This is a genomic window from Ralstonia nicotianae (assembly GCF_018243235.1).
Taxonomy (GTDB): domain Bacteria; phylum Pseudomonadota; class Gammaproteobacteria; order Burkholderiales; family Burkholderiaceae; genus Ralstonia; species Ralstonia nicotianae.
On sequence record NZ_CP046674.1, the window covers coordinates 1,704,104 to 1,727,128 of the forward strand.

Sequence of the window (23,025 nt, forward strand, 5' to 3'; positions counted from 1 at the left end):
ATGCCTATGCTCCTGTCTTTTGCCCGTCGTTGCGCCCGTGTGTGCTGCGTGATGCGCCGTGTTTTCCATGTGTCCCATGCGGTTCCGCTGGCGGCTGTGCTGTGCGCGGCGCCGGCGTGGAGCCAGCCGGCGGCGGCATCCGCGCCGGTCGCGTCCGCATCGTCGGCCGATACGCCGCCTGATTTCGGCCCGGAGCACGACCGCATCAGCAGCGCCCGCGCGTGGGCCGAATACCGCTATGAGCAGGCCGAGCGCGCCTGCTACGACACCTTCTTCATCACGCACTGTATCGACAAGGCCAAGGATGTGCGCCGCACGGAACTCCATGCCATCCGTGAGCGCGAGCTGGCGCTGGACGAGGCCGAGCGCGCCGACCGCGCCGAGCGCCGCGATCGCGATCGTGCCGTCCGCCAGGCGCAGTACGAGGCCGAGCGCCCGCAGCGCGAGGCCAGCGAACAGAAGAACCGCGGCGATTTCGAGCAGAAGCAGGAACAGCAGCGCCTGAACGAAGCGCAGCGCCAGGCCGAAGCGCCGCAGCGCGCCGCCAATGCCCAGGCCCATGCCCAGAAGCAGTCCGACTACGACGCCAGGCTGAAGGCCGCGCAGGCGCAGGGGGCCGCCAACGCGGCTAAGCGCGCCGAGAACGCGAAGCTGTATCAACAGAAGCAGCAGGATGCCCAGCAGCGCCAGAAGGAGCTGGAAGAGCGCCGCGAGCAGAGCAAGCGCCGCAACGAGCAAAACAAGAGCAACACCAGCCCGCTGGGGTTCTAAACTTGACCTTGGCTTAGGCGGGTGATTTCGGGAGGATGGATGGATAGCGACCTGAACACGATCTCGCGTCGCATCATCGAGCTGCAGATCGAGCACCGCGATCTCGATTTTCTGATCGACCGGCTCTCGGCCGAGCCCGACCACGATGAACTGCAGTTGCGCCGTCTGAAAAAACGCCGTCTCAAGCTCAAGGACACCATTACGCTGCTACAGTTGCAGCTTGAGCCGGACGTGCCCGCCTGAGCGTTGCCCCGATCGCCCGATCCTGGGACGCCGCCGCCACGTGCGGCGTCCGCCATCCGCCCTCCAGGACGCTTCTTCCTTGACTTCGCTTTCCCCACTCGCCGAGCCGTCGGCCGATGCCGGCAATGGCGATGCCGCCGCGCTTCCCGACGCGCCGCCCACCGACCTCCACCATGCCGAACTGGCGACGCTGTTCGCCGATGACGGCACGCTGGCGCAGGGCATCGAGTCGTACCGGCCGCGCACATCGCAGCTGACGATGGCGCAGGCGGTGGCGAATGCCATCGAGGCGGCGGATTCGCTGATCGTCGAGGCGGGCACCGGCACGGGCAAGACCTACGCCTACCTCGTTCCGGCGATGCTGTGGGGCGGCAAGGTGATCCTGTCCACCGGGACCAAGAACCTGCAGGACCAGCTGTTCCTGCGCGATATCCCGACCGTGCGCAAGGCCCTGAATGCACCGGTGTCGGTGGCGCTGCTGAAGGGGCGGGCCAACTACGTCTGCCATTACCACCTGGAGCGCACGTCGCAGAACGGGCGGCTGTCGTCGCGGCAGGACGCGGCGTGGCTGCGCGAGATCAACCGCTTCCTCAAGACCACCAAGACGGGCGACAAGGCCGAGCTTTCCGCCGTGCCCGAGAACGCGCCGGTGTGGAATCTGGTCACGTCCACGCGCGACAACTGCCTCGGTTCGGAGTGCGCGTACTACAAGGACTGCTTCGTCATGCGCGCCCGCAAGGAGGCGCAGCAGGCCGACATGGTGGTCGTCAATCACCACCTGTTCTTCGCCGATGTCATGCTCAAGGACACCGGCATGGCCGAGCTGCTGCCGGCCGCGAACACCGTCATCTTTGACGAAGCGCATCAGCTGCCCGAGACCGCGACGCTGTTCTTCGGCGAGACGATCTCCACCAACCAGTTGCTGGAACTGGCGCGGGACAGCGTGGCCGAGGGGCTGTCGCATGCGCGCGATGCGGTGGACTGGGTGGCCATCGCCGCGCCGCTCGAGCGCGCCGCGCGCGACCTGCGCCTGGTATTCCGCCAGGACGGCGCGCGCCTGTCGATGAAGCAGATCGATAGCGATGCGGCGCTCAGCAAGCCGTTCTACGAAGTCCTGCCCAAGCTGGAGCAGGCGCTGTCCGATTTTACCGGTGCGCTGGAGGCGCAGGCCGAGCGCGCCGAGACCATCGAGCAATGCCATCGCCGCGCGGTGGCGCTGTGCGACAAGCTCGAGGCCTGGGCCGCCCCCAGGCCGGCGCCGGCCGCCAAGGCCGATGGCGAGGCGGCGCTCGAGGCCGAGGCACCCGTCGATGAGCGGGTGCGCTGGGTCGAAGTCTTCGCCAATGCCGTGCAGCTGCACCTGACGCCGCTGTCGATCGCGCCGATCTTCTCGCGCCAGCGGGCCGGGCAGCCGCGCGCCTGGATCTTCACGTCGGCGACGCTTTCCGTGCGCGGGAATTTCACGCACTACGCCGCGCAGCTGGGCCTCGACCGTGACCGGTCGATGACGCTCGACAGTCCCTTCGACTACGCATCGCAGGGGTTGCTGTACGTGCCGCGCGATCTGCCGCAGCCGAGCGATCCGCGCTTCACCGATGCGGTGCTCGACGCCGCCCTGCCGATGATCGAAGCGGCCGGCGGCAAGACCTTCGTGCTGTGCACCACGCTGCGCGCCGTCAACCGCGCCGCCGAGCGGCTGACCGACGAGTTCGCGCAGCGCGGCTGGGATTTTCCGCTGCTGGTGCAGGGCCAGGCCAGCCGCACGGAACTGCTCGAGCGCTTCCGCGCGCTCGGCAACGCGGTGCTGGTCGGCAGCCAGAGTTTCTGGGAAGGCGTGGACGTGCGGGGCGAGGCGCTGTCGCTGGTCGTCATCGACAAGCTGCCGTTCGCGCCGCCCGACGATCCGGTGCTCAGCGCCCGGATGGAAGCGCTGGAAAAGAAGGGCCTGAGCCCGTTCGCCGTCCATCAGTTGCCGCATGCCGTCATCACGCTCAAGCAGGGCGCGGGCCGGCTGATCCGCTCCGAGAGCGATCGCGGCGTGCTGATGATCTGCGATCCGCGCCTGGTGGAGAAGTCGTATGGGCGGCAGATCTGGCAGAGCCTGCCGCCGTTCAAGCGCACCCGCGAGGCGGACACGGCGGCGGGGTTCCTGCGTTCGCTGGGTCAGGCTGAATCGGCGGCGTTTCCGGCCGACACCTCCGCCTGACGCCGCGCGCGGGCGAAAAAAAGCCCGGTCAATCGACCGGGCTTCCTGATTGCGCGATGGCGCTGTTCACGCGTGGCTTACCACCACTGGTACCACGGCTTGGCCTTCTTGCGCTGTCCGTACAGCAGGAAATCGCTGTTCGGATAGTTCTGCTTGATGATGCGCTCGGTGTCGTCGCGCAGGTCTTTCATGCCAAGCGCTTCGTAGGACTTCATCATGATGTACAGCCCTTCTTCCACGGCCGGCGCGCGATCGTAATCCTTGATGGCTTCCTGCGCGCGGTTGGTGGCGGCCAGGTAGGCGCCGCGGCGGTAGTAGTAGCGGGCGGCCTGCACTTCATGCTCGGCCATCGCGTTGACGATGTACTGCATGCGCTGCGCGGCGTCCGGCGCGTACTTGCTGTTCGGGAAACGCGTGATCAGCGTCTTGAACGCATCGTAGGCGGCGCGGGCCGCCTTCGGATCGCGCTCGCTCAGGTCCTGGTTGGAGAAGCGGCCCAGCCAGCCCAGGTTGTCGTTGAAGTTGATCAGGCCCTTGAGGTAGTAGGCGTAATCGACGCTGGGGTGATTCGGGTGCAGCTGGATGAAGCGATCGACCGCAGCCAGCGCGGCGGCGGTTTCGCCGTCCTTGTAATTGGCGTAGGCGGTTTCGATCTGCGCCTGCTGGGCAAAGGGCCCGAACGGATAGCGGCTCTCGAGCTTTTCGTAGTACTTGACGGCCTTGCTGTAGTCGCCGCCGTCGAGCGCGTCCTTCGCTTCCGAATATAATTTGTTGGCCGACCAGCCTGCGGTCTCGTCCTGTTGTTCCGGCATGATGCCGCAGGCCGAGATCGCGAGGCATGCAACGCCCGCCGCCAATACCGCTCCGATTCGCGCGCGAATGCGCGCCAGCTTCATGCTCGTGACCGACATGGGCACCTTGTCTGAATGAAAAATCGCATCAAGCATTATAGCCCAAGCCCTGTGTCCGACGACGCAGTGGCCGACCTCCCAGCCGCCTCGCAAGACGCCGACGATACGCTCGACGACGAGGCGCTCGACCTGTCCGCGCCCGGCGCGGGGCAGGCCATCGAACCCATCATCGTGGAGATTCCCGAGGCGCTGCACGGCGAGCGGCTCGACAAGGCGCTCGCCAAGCTGCTGCCCGATTACTCCCGCAGCCGCCTGCAGCAATGGATCGACGCCGGCGCCGTGCGCGTGGGCGGGGCTGCGGTGCGGCCGCGCGCGGCGGTCTGCGGCGGCGACCGCATCGAGGTCGTCCCGCAGCGCGCCGACGACGAGAACGCCTTCGTCGCCGAGCCCGTCGACCTGGATGTCGTCTATGAAGACGACACGCTGCTGGTGATCAACAAGCCCGCCGGCCTGGTGGTCCACCCGGCTGCCGGCAACTGGAGCGGCACCGTGCTCAACGGGCTGCTGCACCGCTATCCGCAGGCGGCCGGCCTGCCGCGCGCGGGGATCGTCCACCGGCTCGACAAGGAGACCTCCGGGTTGATGGTGGTCGCCCGCACGCTGCCCGCGCAGACGGATCTCGTACGCCAGTTGCAGGCCCGCACCGTCAAGCGGACCTACCTGGCGCTGGTCTGGGGTGAGACGCCCGAGGCCGGCACCATCGATGCCCCGATCGGGCGCGACCCGCGCGACCGCACCCGCATGGCCATCATCGAGACCGCCAGCGGCAAGCCGGCGCGCACGCATTTCAAGATGCTGGACGTGGTCGACCTCGGGCGCGCGCAGGTGTCGCTGGTGCAGTGCCAGCTGGAAACGGGGCGCACGCACCAGATCCGCGTGCACTTCGAGTCCGAGGGCCACCCGCTGCTGGGCGACCCGGTCTATACGCGCAACTTCCGCCGGGGCCGGCCGCAGACGATCAAGGCGCCGCTGCCGGCACCGTTTGCGCGGCAGGCGTTGCATGCGGTGCGCCTGGGGCTGGTGCATCCCGCGTCGGGCCAGTCGGTGCACTGGCATGCCGGTGTGCCCGACGACCTGGCCGAACTGATGGACGCACTGGAGATGGACCCCGATGTCGATCTCGTCTGACTGGATTGTCCCGGACTGGCCGGCGCCGCCGTCCGTGCGCGCGCTGTCGACCACGCGGCAGGGCGGGGTCAGCACGGGACCCTATGGGCTGGCCGGCGGACTGCCCGGCGGCCTCAACCTGGGCCGGCACGTGGGCGACGGGCCGGATGCCGTCACGCAGAACCGCCGGCTGCTGCGCGCCGTGCTCCCGGCCGAGCCGGCGTGGATGGAGCAGGTGCACGGCACCGTGGTGGCCGATCTGGATCAGCCGCTGCCCGCGCCGGTGGTCGCCGACGCGGCGATTGCGGCTTCGCCGGGGCGCGTGTGCGTGGTGATGACGGCGGATTGCCTGCCCGTGCTGCTGTGCGACGCGCGCGGCGTGACGGTGGGGGCGGCGCACGCCGGCTGGCGGGGCCTGTGTTCGGGCGTGATCGAGCAGACGGTCGAGCGCATGACCGATGCCCTGCGCGCATGTGGCCAGGAGGCGGACCCGACCTGGCTGGCCTGGCTCGGTCCGGCGATCGGCCCCGATTGCTTCGAGGTGGGTGCGGAGGTGCGCCAGGCCTTCATCGACGCCGCCCGGCCCGACGAGCTGCCGGCGACCCGCGCGGCTTTCGCCGAAGGGGCGGCCGATGGCAAGTTCCTGGCGGATCTCTACGCCCTGGCGAGGCTGCGCCTTGCCCGCGCGGGCTGCCGTGATGTCCATGGCGGCGGCCTGTGCACGATGACGGATGTCGAGCGCTTCTACTCCTACCGGCGCGACCGTACGACCGGGCGCATGGCAACGCTGATCTGGCGGGCGGCCTGATGTGGCCGGGGCATCCGGCTTGCGTGGGCCAGTCGAGCGTCAGGGCGGGCCGTCGCCGCCGTGCGGGTTGCCGTGCGCGGATTGCCCGGCCGCTTGCCGCTCCTGCTCCTTGCGGCGCCGCTTGCGGGCCGGTGTGCCCGCGAGCCAGAGAAAGAGCGACAGCGGCGCCACGCCGTACAGGATGAACGTGCCGATGCCGGCAATCCACGATTGCTCCGTCAGGGACATCATCAGGACGACGTAGAGCCAGGCGATGGCAACGATGTACATGGAATGGCGGCGGGGCGGGGCGGACGTGCCCGCCGCCGGCGCAACGGCGCAGTCTCGCACGAAATCGCGCCGGCAGGCACATAGCCTGATGCTTCACTTAGCCATTGCGGGGTGGCCGCGATGGTGTATCCGCTCGAAACCCGCGCCAGTGCTCGCGTTGCGGCAGGTGTCCGACGCCGTCTGATTGACAGCCGTGAAATCGCGAGGCAACAATGCCCCGCAACTGCGACGGACGCCCTATATTCAGCCGGGTCGGCATCGTCGCCCGCATCGAGGACACTATGGCATCGCGTCACAAGGCATCTTCCCATGCAACCGGATCCCAGGCCCAGCCAGCGTGGCATGGCTTGGCCGATCCTGCCCAGTGGGCGGAGCAGTTCAGGCAGTGGCAGTCCATGGCGGGGGCGTTCGCGCAGTCCGGCGCACCGGGCTCCACCGGGTTCGGACCGGCTGGCGGCATGCCGACGGGCGAGGGCGCGATGCCGTTTGCGCTGATCCCGCCCGAGCGGCTGGCCGAGATCCAGCAGAAGTACCTCGAAGCGTGGCTCCAGATCTGGGGGCACATGAGCGCCGGCGACAGCGCCGAGACCGTGGCCCCCTCCGACCGCCGCTTTGCCAACGACGCCTGGCGCAAGAGTCCGCTGTATGGCTATGCCGCGGCCTTCTATGTCCTCAATGCGCGCACGCTGATGGACATGGCCGATGCCGTGCAGGCCGATGCCAAGACGCGCGAGCGCGTGCGCTTTGCCGTGTCGCAATGGACCGCCGCCATGTCGCCGTCCAACTTCCTGGCGACCAACCCCGAGGCGCAGAAGCAACTGATCGAGTCGCGCGGCGAGTCGCTGCGCGCCGGCATCCTCAACATGCTGCAGGACATGGAACGCGGCAAGATCTCGCAGACGGACGAGACCGCGTTCGAGATCGGCCGCAACGTCGCCAACAGCGAAGGTGCGGTGGTCTTCGAGAACGACTACTTCCAACTGATCCAGTACAAGCCGCTGACGGCCAAGGTGCATGCCCGCCCGCTGCTGCTGGTGCCGCCCTGTATCAACAAGTACTACATCCTGGATCTGCAGCCGGCCAACTCGCTGGTGCGCTACTCGGTGGAGCAGGGGCATACGGTGTTCCTGGTGTCGTGGCGCAACCCGGATGCCAGCATGGCCGCGCGCAACTGGGATGACTACATCGAGGGCGGCGCGATCGAGGCCATCCGGGTGGCCCGCGAGATTGCCGCGCAGGACCGGATCAACGTGCTCGGCTTCTGCGTGGGCGGCACGATCCTCTCCACGGCGTTGGCGGTGCTGGCCGCGCGCGGCCAGCATCCGGCGGCCAGCCTGACCCTGCTGACCACGCTGCTGGATTTCAGCGACACCGGCATCCTCGACGTGTTCGTGGACCAGGCCCAGGTGGAGATGCGCGAGCAGACCATCGGCAGCGCGGCCCCGGCCGGCCCCGGCCTGCTGCGCGGCGTGGAGCTGGCGAACACGTTCTCCTTCCTGCGTCCGAACGACCTGGTGTGGAACTACGTGGTCGAGAACTACCTGAAGGGCAAGACGCCCGCGCCGTTCGACCTGCTGTACTGGAACGGCGATTCCACCAATCTGCCCGGCCCGTGGTACTGCTGGTACCTGCGCCACACGTACCTGCAGAACGACCTGATGGCGCCGGGCAGGCTGACGGTCTGCGGCGAGCCGGTCGATCTCGGCCGGATCGAGGTGCCCGTCTATCTCTACGGTTCGCGCGAAGATCACATCGTCCCCTGGAAATCCGCCTATGCTTCGACGCAGCTGCTTAAGGGCGAGCGGCGTTTTGTGCTGGGCGCCTCGGGGCACATCGCGGGCGTCATCAACCCGCCGGCGGCCAATAAGCGCGCGCACTGGATCAACGCCGGGCTACCGGATTCGGCCCAGGCCTGGCTGGACGGCGCGAAGGAGCATCCGGGCAGCTGGTGGCCGGACTGGTCCGCGTGGCTGGCCAAGCACGCCGGGGCGCAGAAGGCCGCTCCCAAGCACTACGGCAATGCGGACCATCCGGTGATCGAGCCGGCACCGGGCCGCTACGTCAAACAGAAAGCGTAATAGCGCGCGCGCCACGCCGTGGCGCGGATTGCGCGCGGACAGCGCTTCCCCCAACCTTTTTGAGATCGTGGAAGGAAAGCAAATGACCGATGTAGTGATCGTATCGGCGGTCCGTACCGCCGTGGGCAAGTTTGGCGGTTCGCTGGCGAAAATCCCCGCGCCTGAGCTGGGTGCGGCCGTGATCCGCGAAGCGCTGTCGCGCGCCAAGGTGGCGCCGGATCAGGTCAGCGAAGTCATCATGGGCCAGGTGCTGACCGCGGGTTCGGGCCAGAACCCGGCGCGCCAGGCGTTGATCAAGGCCGGCCTGCCCGACATGGTGCCGGGCATGACCATCAACAAGGTGTGCGGCTCGGGCCTGAAGGCCGTGATGCTGGCCGCCAACGCCATCGTCGCGGGGGATGCCGACATCGTCGTGGCCGGCGGGCAGGAGAACATGTCCGCCGCGCCGCACGTGCTGCCCGGCTCGCGCGACGGCTTCCGCATGGGCGACACCAAGCTCATCGACTCGATGATCGTGGATGGGCTGTGGGACGTCTACAACCAGTACCACATGGGCATCACCGCCGAGAATGTCGCCAAGCAGTACGGCATCACGCGCGAGGCCCAGGACGCATTCGCCGTGGCTTCGCAGAACAAGGCGGAAGCCGCGCAGAAGTCCGGCCGCTTCAATGACGAGATCGTTCCCATCCTGATTCCGCAGCGCAAGGGCGACCCGATCGCCTTCGCGCAGGACGAGTTCGTCCGCCATGGCGCCACGCTGGAATCGATGACGGGCCTGAAGCCGGCATTCGACAAAGCCGGCACGGTGACGGCCGCCAATGCCTCGGGCCTCAACGACGGCGGCGCCGCCGTGGTGGTCATGTCGGCCGCCCGCGCCAAGGAACTGGGTCTGACCCCGCTGGCCACCATCCGCGCCTACGCCAATGCCGGCGTGGACCCGAAGGTGATGGGCATGGGCCCGGTGCCGGCTTCCAAGCGCTGCCTGTCGCGCGCCGGCTGGTCGGTGGGCGACCTGGACCTGATGGAGATCAACGAGGCGTTTGCCGCCCAGGCGCTGGCCGTGCACCAGCAGATGGGCTGGGACACCGCCAAGGTCAACGTCAACGGCGGCGCGATTGCCATCGGTCACCCCATCGGCGCGTCGGGCTGCCGCATCCTGGTGACGCTGCTGCACGAGATGCAGAAGCGCGACGCGAAGAAGGGCCTGGCCTCGCTGTGCATCGGCGGCGGCATGGGTGTGGCGCTGGCGGTCGAGCGCCCGTGAGTTTTGCGTGAAGAACCGGCACGCGGTGGAATGAGCCCGCCGCGCGCCGGCCCCAGACACTGAAGCACCGCCATCCGGCAAGCACCGGGCGGCGCCAACAACAACGATCAGGAGCAGACATGACCAAACGCATCGCATACGTCACCGGCGGCATGGGCGGGATCGGTACGGCGATTTGCCAGCGCTTGGCGCGCGACGATTTCATCGTCGTCGCGGGGTGCGGCCCGAATTCTCCGCGCAAGGACAAATGGCTCGAGCAGCAGCGCGAGCTGGGCTTCGATTTCATCGCCTCGGAAGGCAACGTCGCGGACTGGGATTCGAGCAAGGCCGCGTTCGACAAGGTCAAGGCCGAAGTCGGCGAGGTCGATGTGCTGATCAACAATGCCGGCATCACCCGCGACGTGGTGTTCCGCAAGATGACCCGGTCGGACTGGGACGCGGTGATCGGCACCAACCTGACGTCGCTGTTCAACGTGACCAAGCAGGTGATCGACGGCATGGTCGACCGGGGCTGGGGCCGCATCGTCAACATCTCGTCGGTGAACGGCCAGAAGGGCCAGTTCGGCCAGACCAACTACTCCACCGCCAAGGCCGGCCTGCACGGCTTCACCATGGCGCTGGCGCAGGAGGTGGCGACCAAGGGGGTGACGGTCAACACCGTGTCGCCGGGCTATATCGCCACCGACATGGTGAAGGCGATCCGGCAGGACGTGCTCGACAAGATCATCGGCACGATTCCGGTCAAGCGCCTGGGCGATCCGAATGAGATCGCCTCGATCTGCGCCTGGCTGGCTTCCGAGGAATCCGGCTTCTCGACCGGCGCGGACTTTTCGCTCAACGGCGGCCTGCACATGGGCTGACCGCCCGCACCCATGCTGCGGCGATGCTGCAGCATGGGTGCAGCAATTTTTCCCGTTTTTTCCCTCCGGTGCTGCGCCGCTTGGATGCGCCGCAGCAGGGCAGGTGCACGCCCGCCGGTGCTGTTTTCCAAGCGCTTTCGCGTGCCGAAATGCTGCGGGTTTCTACCGGGGGAGGTCGCCTTTTCTTTACCGGGCGATCCGCATAGAATCGAATCACGGAGGCGCTCCGGAGGAGACACGGGGCGTCCGATCATAACCGGATGCCGCTGCGTTGCCGCAGTCGCACGCAGATCGGTCCAGCCGCGCGGCCGCGCGTTTTGCTGCACCGATTTCGCACTGCATCGGCTGCATCGCAGCAGCATCGCCACCATGGAAAGGCACGATGGCCACCAGCAAGAAGGGCGCCGAACGGCTGATCAAGAAATATCCCAATCGCCGGCTCTACGATACCCAGACCAGCACGTACATCACGCTGGCAGACGTCAAGCAGCTCGTGATGGAAACCGAGGAATTTCGCGTGGTCGACGCGAAAAGCGGTGAGGATCTGACCCGCAGCATCCTGCTGCAGATCATCCTGGAAGAGGAGACCGGCGGCGTGCCGATGTTCTCCGGTTCGATGCTGGCGCAGATCATCCGCTTCTACGGTAATGCCATGCAAGGCATGATGGGCACGTACCTGGAAAAGAACATCCAGGCGTTCGTCGACATCCAGAGCAAGCTGGCCGAGAATTCGAAGGACCTCTACAGCGGCAACACCTTCAACCCCGACATGTGGTCGCAGTTCATGAACATGCAGGGGCCGATGATGCAGGGCATGATGAGCAACTACATCGAGCAGAGCAAGAACCTGTTCGTGCAGATGCAGGAGCAGATGCAGAACCAGGCCAAGAACATGTTCGGGACCTTCCCGTTCAACCAGCCGACCGACAAGAAGTAATCCCGCGGCGGCAGGTCCGGCAGACAAGGCGAATCGCATGGCGGTTCGCCTTTTTGTTTGGGGCGCGCATAGGGCGCCGTGCGCGGGGCGGCGGCACGGTAGAATGCGCGTCCGCAGCGGCGGTGCATGGGCGTGGCGCCCGTTCCCGCAGATCCTTGTCTCCTCTTCACGGTTGTCACCATGTCCGACGTCAGCGTCCGGCGTCAGCGCCGGCCGGCATTCGCTTTCGCATGAGCCGGCTCTTGCTCGCCCCGATGGAAGGGGTTGCGGACTTTGTCATGCGCGACGTGCTGACCAGCGTCGGCGGCTACGACGGATGCGTGTCCGAGTTCGTCCGGGTGACGGGCTCGTTGCTTCCCGCGCGCACCTACGAGCGGGAAACCCCGGAAATCCGCAACGGCGGCTACACCGCCAGCGGCACGCCGATGGTGATCCAGCTGCTCGGCAGCGACCCGGAGTGGCTGGCCCGGAACGCCGCGCAGGCCGCCACCGTCTCGCCGCATGGCATCGACCTGAATTTCGGGTGTCCGGCCAAGGTCGTCAACCGGCACGGCGGCGGCGCCATGCTGCTGGCCACGCCCGAGCTGCTGCACCGGATCGTGTCCACCGTGCGTGCCGCGGTTCCCGCCCGGATTGCCGTGACCGCCAAAATGCGGCTCGGCGTCTCCGATACCTCGCTGGCCATCGCATGCGCGACCGCGCTGGCGGAGGGCGGGGCGGCTTCGCTGGTCGTGCATGCCCGCACGCGTGACCACGGCTACCGGCCGCCGGCCCACTGGGACTGGATCGCGCGGATTGCCGATGCCGTGCGCGTGCCCGTGGTCGCCAACGGCGAAGTCTGGACCGTCGACGATTGGGCGCGGTGCCGGGCGGTGAGCGGCTGCGACGACGTGATGATCGGGCGGGGCGCGGTGTCCGATCCGTTCCTCGCCCTGCGCATCCGCGGGCAGATGGCACGGCAGCCGTCCGACGCGGAATGGCCGCTCGTGCTGGGCTGCCTCGCCGATTACCTCAAGAAGCTGCGCGCGCGCATCGCCATCCACCACGAGCATGGCCGCGTCAAGCTGTGGCTCGGCTACCTGAAGCGGACCTGGCCGCAGGCGGCGGAGCTGCACGACGCGATCCGCCGTCTGCAGGACTCCGCGGAGATCCTGGGCGTGATCGAACATGCGCTGGCCCGGATTGGCCAGCAGAGCGCGCCGGCAGGGTAAAATGCGCGTCCGCGCCGCTGCCACGCGCGCGCGGCACAGATCCTCTCCCCACATCAGGTTGTTCCCATGTCCGACGTCAGTACCCAGAGCCCCAAGGTGGGGTTCGTCAGCCTCGGTTGCCCTTAACGCAACGAATCTATACTCCCCAGTTCAGCGGTCAAACGCCGCGCCAGACTTGGAAAACTCGGGAGTTGAACGCTGCCTTGTGGGAGATGCGGTGATCGGAGCGTCACTGTTCTCGGTACAAATTCGATACAAAGATACGGTTGACCGTACCGTTAATAACATCTAACATCCGGGCACGATTAGGTATTCCTAATCGCTCGTCGAACGGGGCAACCTGGCGACAAATACGGTCCTAGACCGCCAAACAGCCGCTCAAGCGGCTGTTTTCATTTCGGGGGACGGAGTGGGGTACATCTGCTACATCGATGAGGCAGGGTGCAGTGCGCCATTGCCTACAAAGAAGACTGACATTCAGCCGGTGCTTGTGATCGCCGGGCTGATCGTGCGGCAGGAGTCACTTTCCGAACTCACGACCGAATTCCTGAAGCTGAAGCGCAAATACTTCCCAGGGTCCTTCAAATCCCAGCATCTGTTGGATGATGTAAGGGAGGAAATCAAAGGCTCCGACCTTCGCAGCGTGATCCGCAAGAAAGGTCCCCGTGCGACGACTCAACTGCGCTTCATTGATGACACTCTCGGACTGCTGGAGCGGCTGGGTTGTCGCATCCTCGGAACCATTTGGGTCAAGGGTGTCGGCATGCCATTCAAGCCGCGCGAGACCTACACCCAGTCTGTGCAGCATGCGTGCAAGGCGTTCCAGGCCTACTTGGCCAGCCAAGCCGCAAGCGGATTCATGGTTGCTGACTTTCGGACGACACAGCTAAACGACCAGGTCGCTCATTCGATCTTCACGCAGAAATATAGGGCGAAGGGAGATCCTTTCGATCGTGTGTTGGAGCTGCCGACGTTTGGCGTCTCGAACAATCACGTTGGACTGCAGATTACTGACGTACTTTGTTCCGCGCTGTTGTTCCCCATGGCGTCATCTGTGTACTGCTTTGGACATGTCAGTGGTGTGCACGTCAATGGCCGCGATCTTGACATCCGGCGTCGCTATACCAAACGTGTCAAAAAATTGCAGTTCCGAGTGGAAACACATTGGAGCGTCAATGTCTTTGACAGGCATCTGAAGCGTTCGACAGCCGACCTTTTCGTAGTGCCCCGGTTGGAGCCGCGGGGTGCCAAGGAGGGAAGTGTCGGCACGGCTCTGCGTGCTGCGATCAACAAACGGCAGGAGCAAGAGGCCGCAGCAACGATTGTCCCTGCGGCGCCTGGTGCGGATGGTCTGACGCGCGACATAGCGCCATAGAGCTGATTGCCCCCTGAGCGGTGTGCCACCCAGCACAAGATGAGCGTGCCGGTTACGCGTTCCGGCGTGGCCTGTGGATGCCACCGTCGGCTACCGTGCGCACGGATTCACCGCAGTTCCCCGACGTTCCTGGCGCGGTTGCGCGAGACGAAGCCAAAGGCTACGCCGTCGCCGAGCCGGCCAAGTCGTTCAAGCTGGAGTTCGAGGGCTGTCGCCGGATTGAACAGGAGGAGTGGGACATCCTCGTCGCCCAGCACAAGCTGGAGGAGAAGAAGGCGCGCACCGTCGCCGCCTCGCAGGAGGAGCAGAGCCATGGGTGAACCGACCGAGATCAAGACCGTCCGCAGCTACATGAAAGACGGCGGCGATTGGGCCATCAGGTGCGGCCATTGTGGGAGGATCTTTGGCGTTGACGAAGGCGATGATGGCACGCCGCGAGGTGAGCAGTGGATTTGCCCCCGCATCTCCGGACACCGCCTCACACTTGAGTTGATGATTCCGTCCTGCGCCTGAACTCGCGTGGCGAGCGATATTTCAGTGCGCTATGGGGATGCTGCTCGTTGTAATGCTCGAACGCGATGGCGAGGTTGCGCGTCGCTGTGGCCGCGTCAGGCTTGGGCATGAAGGCGACGTAGTCGCGCTTCATCGTCTTCACGAAGCTCTCGGCCATGCCGTTGCTCTGCGGGCTGCAAACCGGTGTCGTCAATGGCTTCAAGCCAATGTCCGTGGCGAACTCGCGAGTCTTCCCAGCAATGTAGCCTGAGCCGTTGTCCGTCAGCCATTCAATTTCCGCTGGCGCTTTCGGAACATTGCCGAAGCGCTGCTCGACGGCCGCCAGCATCACGTCGCGTACTACGTCGCCGCTGTAGCCGCCGGTCGTCGCCACCCAGCTCATCGCCTCGCGGTCGCAGCAATCCAGCGCGAACGTCACCCGCAGCGGCTCGCCGTTGTCGCAGCGGAACTCGAAGCCATCGGAGCACCAGCGCTGGTTGCTCTTGGCCACGGCGACCTTGCCGTCATGCCGGCGCGGTGGACGCGGTGGCGTCGGCCTGCGCTCAAGCAGCAAGCTGTGCACACGCATGACCCGATAGACACGCTTGGCATTGATCGGCGCTTCGCATTGACGCTCACGTTCGCGCCGCAATCTGCCCCAGACCCGCCGGTAGCCATAGCTCGGCAAGTCGGCGATGGTGCGCCGGATTTCGTCGACCAAGCTAGCGTCGTCGGTTTGCCGAGCTGTGCGCCCGTCGCGCCAATCACCCGGCCGGGCCCGCTTGGCCGCCACGTTTGAGCGCGCTACGCCGAGGACCTCGCAAACTAGCTTCACTGGTCGTCCCCCGGCAACGATGGCGAGCGCGCTATCCACTTTTTTGCCCGACCGTATTCCACGGCTTCGCGAAGAATCTCGTTCTCCATCGTCTTTATATGGACGCCTCCTGTTTGGCAAGATGTCGATGAGTTGTCGAACAAGTAAGAAGGCTGCGGTTTTATATCCGGCCTATACAGGACGAACCCCGCTGGCCCCTATGGAATCCGCTGACTCACGCCTCATTTTTGCCACGGACCATGATGTCCAGAAGACGATGCAGGTTTGGTGAGCCCCGGTCTAACCTGTTTGCCATCACAATCGATACCTTGCGCAACCTGGGAAGTTCGCGTTCAGTGCAACATCAAGGGCATCCGGATGCCATACATGGTGCCGTCATGCAATTGCCGCCGTATAGTCAGCTCGGTATGAGCATCGGTGCGCAAGCAATGCCCAAATCGTCCGCGCCATCTTGTTTGCTAAGGCCACTATCACAATGTTGAGCGGTCGCCGCTGCCTGAGCTTTGCTGCCCATGACTCTGCATCTTTCACGTGCTTCATGACCGAGCGCGCCCCGTGAATGAGCAAGGTGCGCAAGTAGCGGTCGCCTCGTTTGCTGATTCCAAGTAGGCGCACCTTCCCTCCCGTCCCAATCTGCGCTGGCACCAAGCCGAGCCAAGCTGCAAACTCACGACCAGATTTGAAGGCCTTCGCATTGCCCATTGCGGCAACTGCCTGGAGCGGCCCCACGTATCTGAGGACACAAGGACACTCTTAAAATAAGGGATAGTCTTGTGCCTATCAGTAAGCCTAGTCATTACGTGGAATCCATCGAAGTTCTGACCGAGCCGGAGCGCCGTCGTCGGCGCACGGCACAGGAAAAAATCGCCATCGTGCAGGAAACGCTGGCACCGGGCGCATCGGTGTCTGCCGTTGCGCGGCGGCACGGCGTGAACCCGAACCAGGTGTTCGGCTGGCGCAAGCAATACCAGGAAGGCAGCCTGGCGGCAGTGCAAGCGGGCGAAACCGTTGTGCCTGCATCGGAGCTGGCCGCAGCCATCAAGGAAATCAAGGAACTGCAGCGGCTACTCGGAAAGAAAACGATGGAAGTCGAAATCCTGAAAGAAGCCGTCGAGTGGGGTCGGTCAAAAAACCTGATTGCGCGCTCGCCCTTGTTGCCGGGGGACGACCATTGAAAACGGTCTGCGAAGTTCTCGGCGTGGCGCGCTCTGGCGTGGCGGTGAAGCAGGTTCGCTCGTCCGGTTGGCAAGATGGTCGCCGTGCCAAGCTGACCGACGACACGGAACTGGTCGAGGAAATCCTGGCCCATGTGGCGCACTTGCCGACCTACGGCTACCGGCGCATCTGGGCGCTGCTGCGACGCAGTCGTGAGATAGTCGGCGCGCCGTGCATCAACCACAAGCGCGTCTATCGGGTCATGCGCGAGCATCAGTTGCTGCTGAGCCGTCCTGGCGTGCGTCGAGACAAGCGGCGACACGACGGTCGGGTAGCCGTGGACCGGAGCAATGCTCGTTGGTGCTCGGATGGCTTCGAATTCCGTTGCGACGATGGCACGCCGCTGCGCGTAACGTTCGCGTTGGACTGCTGCGACCGAGAAGCGATTAGCTGGGCGGCAACCACAGGCGGACATAGCGGTGACGTAGTGCGTGACGTGATGCTGGCTGCGGTGGAACAGCGTTTCGGCACCACGCAGGCTACTCAGCCCATCGAATGGCTGACGGACAATGGCTCGGCCTACATCGACCACCGCACGCGCCGCTTTGCGCGCGAGCTGGGCCTGGAGCCACTGACCACGCCCGTGCGTTCGCCGCAGAGCAATGGCATGGCCGAATCATTCGTGAAGACCATGAAGCACAATTACGTCGCCTATATGGACAAGCCCGATGCGCCAACGGCGCTCTCGCGTCTGGCTGTTGCGTTTGAGCATTACAACGAGCGTCACCCGCACAAAGCCCTGAAATACCGCTCGCCTCGCGAGTTCAGGCGTGCTGCCGCGTCATCAACCTAACGGTGTTCGCGTGTCCTGAGTTACAGGGGCAACTCCACTGCCGCAGTCGCAGTCAAGAAGCCGACGCCTGGAATATCCGCAATTGCCTTGCACGCATCGCTTTCCTGTAGCCATGCCCTCAAGCGCCGCTCGATACGGGCAATCTCCTCGTCCATGTTGCTCAGACGTTGCCATTGCTCTCTGAGGGAATCTATCAGGACTGCCGGCAATCGCGACTCCAGCCGTGCGAGCACGTCGGGCATCGCTCGGCTCATCGCGGCCCGCCCCAATGCCATGACTTCGCCGTACTCGCTCAGCAGTCCACGCAAGCAATTCGATTGAGAGCGCCGGAATATCACTAGCTGCTGGCGCATGCGATGCAGCGCTAGAACGGCCTGCTGCGCTTCGGTCTTGATTGCCACTGTCTTGATGCCAGGTTGACTCGTTGCAGCCCAGATGGCGCGCGCGTCAGCAACGTCGTTCTTGTTGCCTGTCACAAACGCCTTGACCAGCTTGCCCGGCATCAGTTTGACCTGATGTCCAAGTTCGCTTAACCGCCGTGCCCAGTGTTGTGAGCTGCCACACGCTTCCATGCCAATCAGACAGGGTTCACGATTTGCGAAATGTTCCAAGAAGGCACCTCGCTTGAGTTGCCGGTCAACCACTTCCCCCGTCTCGCGGTCAATCCAGTGCAACTGAAAGACCTGCTTCGCAATGTCAACGCCAATGATGGTCGGTTCCATTTCCGCTCTCCCTGGAAAGGTGGTGACGCACCATTATTGCTGCGGCGGAGGCGTCCATACCATTTTTGCCGAGCATGCGCTGCAGCTCACGGACTTGTTTGAGCGCTTCGGCCAGCTCCGAGGCCGGCACCACTTCCTCGCCCGCGGTCACTGCCGACAGGCTCCCGTCTTGGTACAGCTTGCGCCACTGGAACACCTGATTCGGATTCACGCCGTGCTGGCGCGCCACCATCGAGACCGTCTTGCCCGGCTCAAAGCTCTCTCGGACCATCGCAAGCTTCTCTTCCACCGACCACCGCCGGCGACGCTCCGGGCCCGTCAACACTTCCATCACTTCTTGGTTGCTGCTAGTCATAAACACAGTCGTATGCCTACCCGTAGTTTAAGTGGGTGACTGTGTCCGGGGATTCTGGGGGCCGTTCCAAGCAGTACCAGCACCCCACCTGCGGTGGTTGGAGCGAGGTGGACTTTGCCGCGTGCCGCGTGAGGGAGTTATGACGGATCGCGAATTGTTGGAGAAGGCAGCAAAGGCGGTGGGGTACGCGCTCGAATGGCGGGTGCGGCGCTCGATTGCGATTGACCGTTGCATTCCCCGATCGTAGGGATACACGTGGCGCAGCGCCGGCGGCGTAGCGAATTTTGACAGTCTGGCCGCAGGGTGAATCGCCCCGGTTTTTCTAGACACCCGCGAGCCGTTGGGAATGGCGTTGTTCGAACTCTACCGGCGATAGTCCGTTGGCGCTCGAATGTCGCCGTGTTGGGTTGTAGAACATCTCGATGTAGTTGAAGACATCGGACTTGGCCTGCTGCCGGGTGACATAGATTTGCCGCCGCACTCGCTCGCGCTTGAGCAACTGGAAGAAGCTCTCAGCCACGGCATTGTCGTGGCAGTTGCCGCGCCGGCTCATGCTACACAGCAGGTTGTGCTCGCGCAGGAAGCTCTGCCAAGTGTGGCCGGTGAACTGGCACCCCTGATCCGAGTGAATCAGCACCTGCTGGTGCGGACGGCGTCGCCATAGTGCCATCAGCAAGGCATCCAGCACCAACTGGGTATCGATGCGCTGCCCCATGGACCAGCCGACGACCATGCGTGACCACAGATCGATGACCACGCTCAGGTACAGCCAGCCTTCGTGCGTGCGGATATAGGTGATGTCGGTCACCCAGGACTGGTTCGGGCCGTTGACCGTGAACTGCCGCTGCAGGTGATTGGGCGCGACCGCCGCCGGCTTGCCGGCACGCCCAGCAGGACGTCGACGGTAGCCTGATTGCGAACGCAGTCCCTCGGCCTTGAGTAGCCTCGCCACGCGGTGCTTGCCGCAGCGCTCGCCCAAATCGCGCATGTCCAAGGTGAGCTTGCGATAGCCATAGACCCCGCCGCTCTCCAGCCAGGCCTGCTTGAGTAACCCCAGCAGGCGTTGGTTGTCCTTCGCGCGTGGGCTCAAGGGATTTGCGTGCCATGCGTAGTAACCACTGGGATGCACCGACATCGCCTTGCACAGACGGCGCACGCTGTATTGACCCGCGTGCGCCTTGATGAAGGCGTACCTCACCCGGACTGCTTGGCAAAGTACGCTGCGGCCTTTTTTAGGATGTCGCGCTCCTCGGTCACCCGTTTGAGCTCGGCCTTGAGCCTGCGTACCTCGTCGGATGGCGATACCTGCCCTTGCGGTTGCGCCACGGGTTGGCGTCGTTGTTTGATCCACTGGTACAGGCTGTGTTGGCTCACGCCCAGCCGCTGCGCGACCTCGGCAACGCTGTGACCTCTGTCCAAAACCTGATTGACCGCCTCGACCTTGAATTCCTCGGTGTATCTCTTCGCGCTCATCGCACCTCCTGTCTAACCTCTAGTTTGAGGCTCACAGGTGTCTACTTAGGCCGGGGCGATTCAGGGCGTTGCGTGTAGGGCGGGTCGTGACCGCCCGTGGGTCGCTATTTTGCGGATTTCGATTCGAGGATCTTGTCGAGCGCGCTGACAAGCTCTTTTGTCCCGCTTTCTAGCTCAGATTTCGCTCTATCAAAGTCCGGACTTCCATTCCCAGCCTGCGCGAGGGAAACGGTCACATAAGCTGGGATGCACTTTGCGTCATTCCTGCAAAGTTGCCGCTTGTTTTCGTCAGTGTCAGTGGGTTCAGGCAGTTGAAACCACGGTGTTTGACTGGCGAGCAGCTTGCGCGCTCCGTCCCGCGTTGAAAGGTCGAGTGTCTTCGCGCCTGCGCAGGCGCTGGCAGTGCATGTAGGGAGATCGACCTTTGGTAACACGATTTTTGCGTCAACGGCCCCTTTACCATTGTTGGTAGGTGTTGCAATACCGATTTTCAAGGTGGTCGTGATCTGGCCGGTGGGTGGGGACGAAGAGCCGGTGGCACCGGTGTTGCTGTTGAGTGTCGTCAGCGCCGTGCTGCGAGCGAGGCTGAAGTAGGTGGGAGTGAACCGGTAAGCGACTGGCTTCACATCCGCCGGAGATTGGTTAAGGACCGCCACAAAAACAAGATCCCACTGTTCGGGGTCACCACCTGGCGTTCCATTGGCGGCTTTCGCTTGGTAGTCCGCCCTTCGCGTCCCGGCAATCACGCAGTCAAAAGCCGGAGCGCCACGCGGCGCCCAGAGATAGTCGATGGGGATAGATGCTGTTTGGGGGCTGGGTGCGAACTTGGCTTTCTCCTTGTCCGCATATGCCTGCATCGCGTTGCTGGCCTCGGAGGCCACGACACTGACCCCCATCTCGATAAAGGCGAGGGCCGCTACGGTGAGGACGAACGCCTGCCGCTCGTTCCTACTGACTGTGGCGATCTCCGTGGAAGGCGGTGTGCAATGCTTTATTGCGTAGTTGCGAAGCTGTGTTTGCTCTTCTGTTAGAACGCCTTTGCCAAGCTCCGAACTGCTAGTGAGCACGACAGTCATGCCAGCCGAACTTTGATCGCTGGCTGGGTGTTTATTGCGCTCGATGCTTGCAACCTGCAGCCACGCGCATCCGTTGAGCACGGATACCGTGGCCCCGAGTGCCAGAAGGGCGGACCACCGCCGCCCAACGGTCGACATTCTCATGATTTTCCCCCTTTGATAGCAGCGCGGACCGCGCTTCAGCCAATCTAGGTGGCAGACGGGGGAACTACCATCCCCAATCCGTAGGTATCAAGTGGGGGGGCGGCGCGACAGTAACGCCGTCTGAGCCTCCGTCTGCGTCACCGCCGCTCGGCAATCAACCGTCCTTGGGTTCCTTGACCTTCGGCGAGGTTGCAGTGCCACCGCCGCCTCCTGAGCGGATCGGGCCGACTGGGTCCTTGGGGCGTTCCAAGTTCTCGCCCCTATTGTTGTAGCCGCCTTGCCGTTCGGGGCGGTTGCCGCTGATGTCCACGCGTACAGCAGGATCGGTTGTCTTTCCTCCGCCGCTATGGGTGCCGCCTTCTGACCCACGGCCCCCGCTATCCGCTCCACCGCCGCCAGATTTTGAGTTGCCTGACGTGGATGTGCCCGATTTCGAGCCTGGGCTCACAGGTTTCACGCTGTCACTGGCGTATGCCGTAGTCGCGGCCAACAAAGCCAGCAGTGCAATCGTTCGTTTCATGCATCCCTCCCTGTTGTTGCGCAGACTGCGCAGGGCGACAGTAGGGGGCAGTCTGCCCGCCCGCCATCCCCAAAACGTGGGAGGCGGGTGTGTAGAGAGTCAGGACTACCGCGATCTGGGGAGATAAGGCGATCTGTGCGTCAGACTTGGTCGCGTCATGGTATGTCCGGCCAGCCGTGGTCGAGCTGGGCAATGCGATAGAAGGCGATTCCGAATTCAGTCGGGACGGGGCCCAGAAACGTCTCGCGCGCGTACCGATGGGCGTAGAGCCATGCGATGGCGTCTTCGTGCGCGGGATACTCAGGATCGAAGAGCGGGTCGCGGCAGACGATGGCCACGAACGCAGCAACGTGCTTTGGGTCGAGCGCCAGCGGGGCGTCGAGGTCGCTCACGGAGCCTAGCTTGTGTAATTCAGGTAGTGGCCAAGCTCGTTGACTGCCTGGCAGAACTTGCGGCCCATCGTCTCGTTCAGGATCACGGTTTTGCCGTCGATGACCAGGTAGACCAAGTTTTGGCCGTGGAGGAAGGATGAGCGGCCAACCTCGACCTCCACCGAGTTGCCCGACCGGGCGGCATCCTTCAGGGTTTCCTCGAAAAACATCGTTGTTGCCATGCTCGCTGCCTCCATCGCTTGGGTGGGAGATGTGTGGATCATCTTAGCAGCGCCGAAAAAAAGAGAGCACCTAGCCGTTCACCATGCGCGCCAGCTCTACATGGGCGGCGAGCATTTCCAGCACGTACTGCTCCGGGTACTTGAGGGCAACCGGCTCGCGGGCCGGCGCTCCGGTGGTGGCCGGCCGTTCCCTGAACCCAGCCTTGAGCATCCGCACCCGGTTGTAGCTGATGCCAGAGTGCTGGGCGATCCAGGTCAGCGGCTTGCCGATACGCCCGAACAGCTCCAGCGCCTTGTCATGTGTGGGCGTGTAGCGGGAACCAGCGCACCAAGAAGGGTGACAAGGGCGTCAATGCGATCGTCGAGGATCTGCAAAAGACGCTGAGCCCCATCTTCAACAAGATCGCCGCACCGATCGCGCTCAAGGGCTGTGAGTTCGGCGATGCCTACGGTCGCATCTATTCGCGCAAGGGTGTCGGCGTCACCGACGTCTACATTGACGAACTCGTGTTCCCGCCGCTCGTGCAGCCGTATGAGCAAGGCGGCAAGACGGTCGGATTCGTCGTTTCAACGGGGGAGCGCTTCAACGAGCGTCTGACCGTCACCCAGATGGCTCGCCTGACCGCGCCCGCCGGCAGTGCCGTGAGGAGCGGCACGTCCGACACAAGCTTGTCGATGAACGCATCGCCCGCATCCGACTGCATCGGCCCCTGAAGCATCGCCAGGATGTCCTGGCCATAGTCGGA

General features: G+C 64.4%; 22 protein-coding genes and 4 pseudogenes. 15 read left to right on the top strand and 11 right to left on the bottom strand.

The genetic code is table 11. From position 1 onward, the window contains the following. Positions 1–51 precede the first annotated feature (51 nt). The 3 genes from GO999_RS07910 (at position 52) to yoaA (ending at position 3,220) form a co-directional block, all read left to right on the top strand. Positions 52–771 (top strand): hypothetical protein, encoded by a 720-nt coding sequence (locus GO999_RS07910; RefSeq protein WP_049842184.1) that lies wholly within the window; start codon positions 52–54, stop codon positions 769–771. Positions 772–810: 39 nt separating this feature from the next. Then, the gene (locus GO999_RS07915; RefSeq protein ID WP_011001567.1) at positions 811–1,014 is read left to right on the top strand and encodes a DUF465 domain-containing protein; all 204 of its coding nucleotides are present in this window, start codon (positions 811–813) and stop codon (positions 1,012–1,014) included. Positions 1,015–1,093: 79 nt separating this feature from the next. Beyond that, the gene (gene yoaA / locus GO999_RS07920) at positions 1,094–3,220 is read left to right on the top strand and encodes a DNA repair helicase YoaA (RefSeq protein ID WP_118872189.1); all 2,127 of its coding nucleotides are present in this window, start codon (positions 1,094–1,096) and stop codon (positions 3,218–3,220) included. Positions 3,221–3,297: 77 nt separating this feature from the next. On the opposite strand, the gene bamD is transcribed toward yoaA, so the two are convergent. Further along, the gene (gene bamD / locus GO999_RS07925; RefSeq protein ID WP_016721789.1) at positions 3,298–4,131 is read right to left on the bottom strand and encodes an outer membrane protein assembly factor BamD; all 834 of its coding nucleotides are present in this window, start codon (positions 4,129–4,131) and stop codon (positions 3,298–3,300) included. Between the two features lie 15 nt (positions 4,132–4,146). Here bamD and GO999_RS07930 point away from each other — a divergent pair, with 15 nt between their 5' ends. Together GO999_RS07930 and pgeF are read left to right on the top strand one after the other, a co-directional pair. Next, on the top strand, positions 4,147–5,259 hold the full coding sequence (locus GO999_RS07930) for an RluA family pseudouridine synthase (protein WP_211906724.1): 1,113 nt from the start codon (positions 4,147–4,149) through the stop codon (positions 5,257–5,259). Continuing rightward, on the top strand, positions 5,243–6,046 hold the full coding sequence (pgeF, locus tag GO999_RS07935; RefSeq protein ID WP_019718721.1) for a peptidoglycan editing factor PgeF: 804 nt from the start codon (positions 5,243–5,245) through the stop codon (positions 6,044–6,046). The genes GO999_RS07930 and pgeF overlap by 17 nt, the downstream gene beginning before the upstream one ends. A gap of 39 nt (positions 6,047–6,085) precedes the next feature. Here the strand turns inward: pgeF and GO999_RS07940 are convergent, their stop codons facing one another. Beyond that, a complete protein-coding gene (locus GO999_RS07940; RefSeq protein ID WP_016721791.1) occupies positions 6,086–6,316 on the bottom strand; it encodes a hypothetical protein in 231 nt (76 codons plus the stop codon). A 281-nt stretch (positions 6,317–6,597) separates the two neighbouring features. On the opposite strand from GO999_RS07940, the gene phaC reads away from it, so the two are divergent. The 8 genes from phaC to GO999_RS07980 all read left to right on the top strand — a co-directional run bounded on the left by phaC (position 6,598) and on the right by GO999_RS07980 (position 14,554). Beyond that, complete coding sequence (phaC, locus tag GO999_RS07945) at positions 6,598–8,394, top strand: class I poly(R)-hydroxyalkanoic acid synthase (RefSeq protein WP_011001573.1); 1,797 nt, start codon at positions 6,598–6,600, stop codon at positions 8,392–8,394. 82 nt (positions 8,395–8,476) lie between these two features. After that, positions 8,477–9,658 (top strand): acetyl-CoA C-acetyltransferase, encoded by a 1,182-nt coding sequence (locus tag GO999_RS07950; RefSeq protein WP_011001574.1) that lies wholly within the window; start codon positions 8,477–8,479, stop codon positions 9,656–9,658. Positions 9,659–9,777: 119 nt separating this feature from the next. Then, a complete protein-coding gene (locus GO999_RS07955; RefSeq protein ID WP_011001575.1) occupies positions 9,778–10,518 on the top strand; it encodes a 3-ketoacyl-ACP reductase in 741 nt (246 codons plus the stop codon). Between the two features lie 382 nt (positions 10,519–10,900). After that, on the top strand, positions 10,901–11,455 hold the full coding sequence (gene phaR, locus GO999_RS07960) for a polyhydroxyalkanoate synthesis repressor PhaR (protein WP_011001576.1): 555 nt from the start codon (positions 10,901–10,903) through the stop codon (positions 11,453–11,455). A 230-nt stretch (positions 11,456–11,685) separates the two neighbouring features. Next, positions 11,686–12,666, top strand: coding sequence for a tRNA dihydrouridine synthase (locus GO999_RS07965; protein WP_011001577.1), 981 nt, complete (start codon positions 11,686–11,688; stop codon positions 12,664–12,666). A 454-nt stretch (positions 12,667–13,120) separates the two neighbouring features. Next, positions 13,121–14,041, top strand: a complete 921-nt coding sequence (locus GO999_RS07970; RefSeq protein WP_249215060.1) for a DUF3800 domain-containing protein — start codon at positions 13,121–13,123, stop codon at positions 14,039–14,041. A gap of 77 nt (positions 14,042–14,118) precedes the next feature. Continuing rightward, the gene (locus GO999_RS07975) at positions 14,119–14,361 is read left to right on the top strand and encodes a hypothetical protein (RefSeq protein ID WP_211906727.1); all 243 of its coding nucleotides are present in this window, start codon (positions 14,119–14,121) and stop codon (positions 14,359–14,361) included. Next, positions 14,354–14,554, top strand: a complete 201-nt coding sequence (locus GO999_RS07980; RefSeq protein ID WP_211906728.1) for a hypothetical protein — start codon at positions 14,354–14,356, stop codon at positions 14,552–14,554. Before GO999_RS07975 ends, GO999_RS07980 begins: the two co-directional genes overlap by 8 nt. Here GO999_RS07980 and GO999_RS07985 read toward each other — a convergent pair. Both GO999_RS07985 and GO999_RS07990 read right to left on the bottom strand, forming a co-directional pair. After that, positions 14,520–15,463 (bottom strand): annotated as a pseudogene (locus tag GO999_RS07985) (IS3-like element ISRso10 family transposase); the annotation flags it as partial. The gene GO999_RS07980 and the pseudogene GO999_RS07985 overlap by 35 nt on opposite strands. Positions 15,464–15,743: 280 nt before the next feature. Continuing rightward, positions 15,744–16,082, bottom strand: a pseudogene (locus GO999_RS07990) (transposase); the annotation flags it as partial. 95 nt (positions 16,083–16,177) lie between these two features. On the opposite strand from GO999_RS07990, the gene GO999_RS07995 reads away from it, so the two are divergent. Continuing rightward, positions 16,178–17,376, top strand: a protein-coding gene (locus GO999_RS07995; RefSeq protein ID WP_197362529.1) for an IS3 family transposase whose coding sequence is annotated in 2 segments (ribosomal slippage) — positions 16,178–16,493 and positions 16,493–17,376 — 1,200 coding nt in all. Because the reading frame shifts where the segments join, the coding sequence is not laid out codon by codon here. A 35-nt stretch (positions 17,377–17,411) separates the two neighbouring features. Here GO999_RS07995 and GO999_RS08000 read toward each other — a convergent pair. From GO999_RS08000 to GO999_RS08030, 7 genes and pseudogenes are all read right to left on the bottom strand, one after another. Next, a pseudogene (locus GO999_RS08000) lies at positions 17,412–18,098 on the bottom strand (IS110 family RNA-guided transposase); the annotation flags it as partial. 52 nt (positions 18,099–18,150) lie between these two features. After that, positions 18,151–18,429 (bottom strand): annotated as a pseudogene (locus GO999_RS08005) (transposase); the annotation flags it as partial. A gap of 346 nt (positions 18,430–18,775) precedes the next feature. Next, positions 18,776–19,926, bottom strand: a protein-coding gene (locus tag GO999_RS08010; RefSeq protein ID WP_086005422.1) for an IS3 family transposase whose coding sequence is annotated in 2 segments (ribosomal slippage) — positions 18,776–19,683 and positions 19,683–19,926 — 1,152 coding nt in all. Because the reading frame shifts where the segments join, the coding sequence is not laid out codon by codon here. A gap of 104 nt (positions 19,927–20,030) precedes the next feature. Further along, on the bottom strand, positions 20,031–21,146 hold the full coding sequence (locus tag GO999_RS08015) for a hypothetical protein (RefSeq protein ID WP_211906729.1): 1,116 nt from the start codon (positions 21,144–21,146) through the stop codon (positions 20,031–20,033). Positions 21,147–21,821: 675 nt separating this feature from the next. Next, positions 21,822–22,058 carry a hypothetical protein gene (locus GO999_RS08020; protein WP_211906730.1) on the bottom strand — a complete coding sequence of 79 codons (237 nt, stop codon included), beginning with the start codon at positions 22,056–22,058 and terminating at the stop codon, positions 21,822–21,824. A 5-nt stretch (positions 22,059–22,063) separates the two neighbouring features. After that, on the bottom strand, positions 22,064–22,279 hold the full coding sequence (locus GO999_RS08025; protein WP_211906731.1) for a hypothetical protein: 216 nt from the start codon (positions 22,277–22,279) through the stop codon (positions 22,064–22,066). 70 nt (positions 22,280–22,349) lie between these two features. Next, on the bottom strand, positions 22,350–22,490 hold the full coding sequence (locus GO999_RS08030) for a hypothetical protein (protein WP_211906732.1): 141 nt from the start codon (positions 22,488–22,490) through the stop codon (positions 22,350–22,352). Positions 22,491–22,579: 89 nt separating this feature from the next. Here GO999_RS08030 and GO999_RS08035 point away from each other — a divergent pair, with 89 nt between their 5' ends. Then, positions 22,580–22,993: a hypothetical protein gene (locus tag GO999_RS08035; RefSeq protein ID WP_211906733.1), complete on the top strand. Its 414-nt coding sequence runs from the start codon at positions 22,580–22,582 to the stop codon at positions 22,991–22,993. Positions 22,994–23,025: the final 32 nt, after the last annotated feature.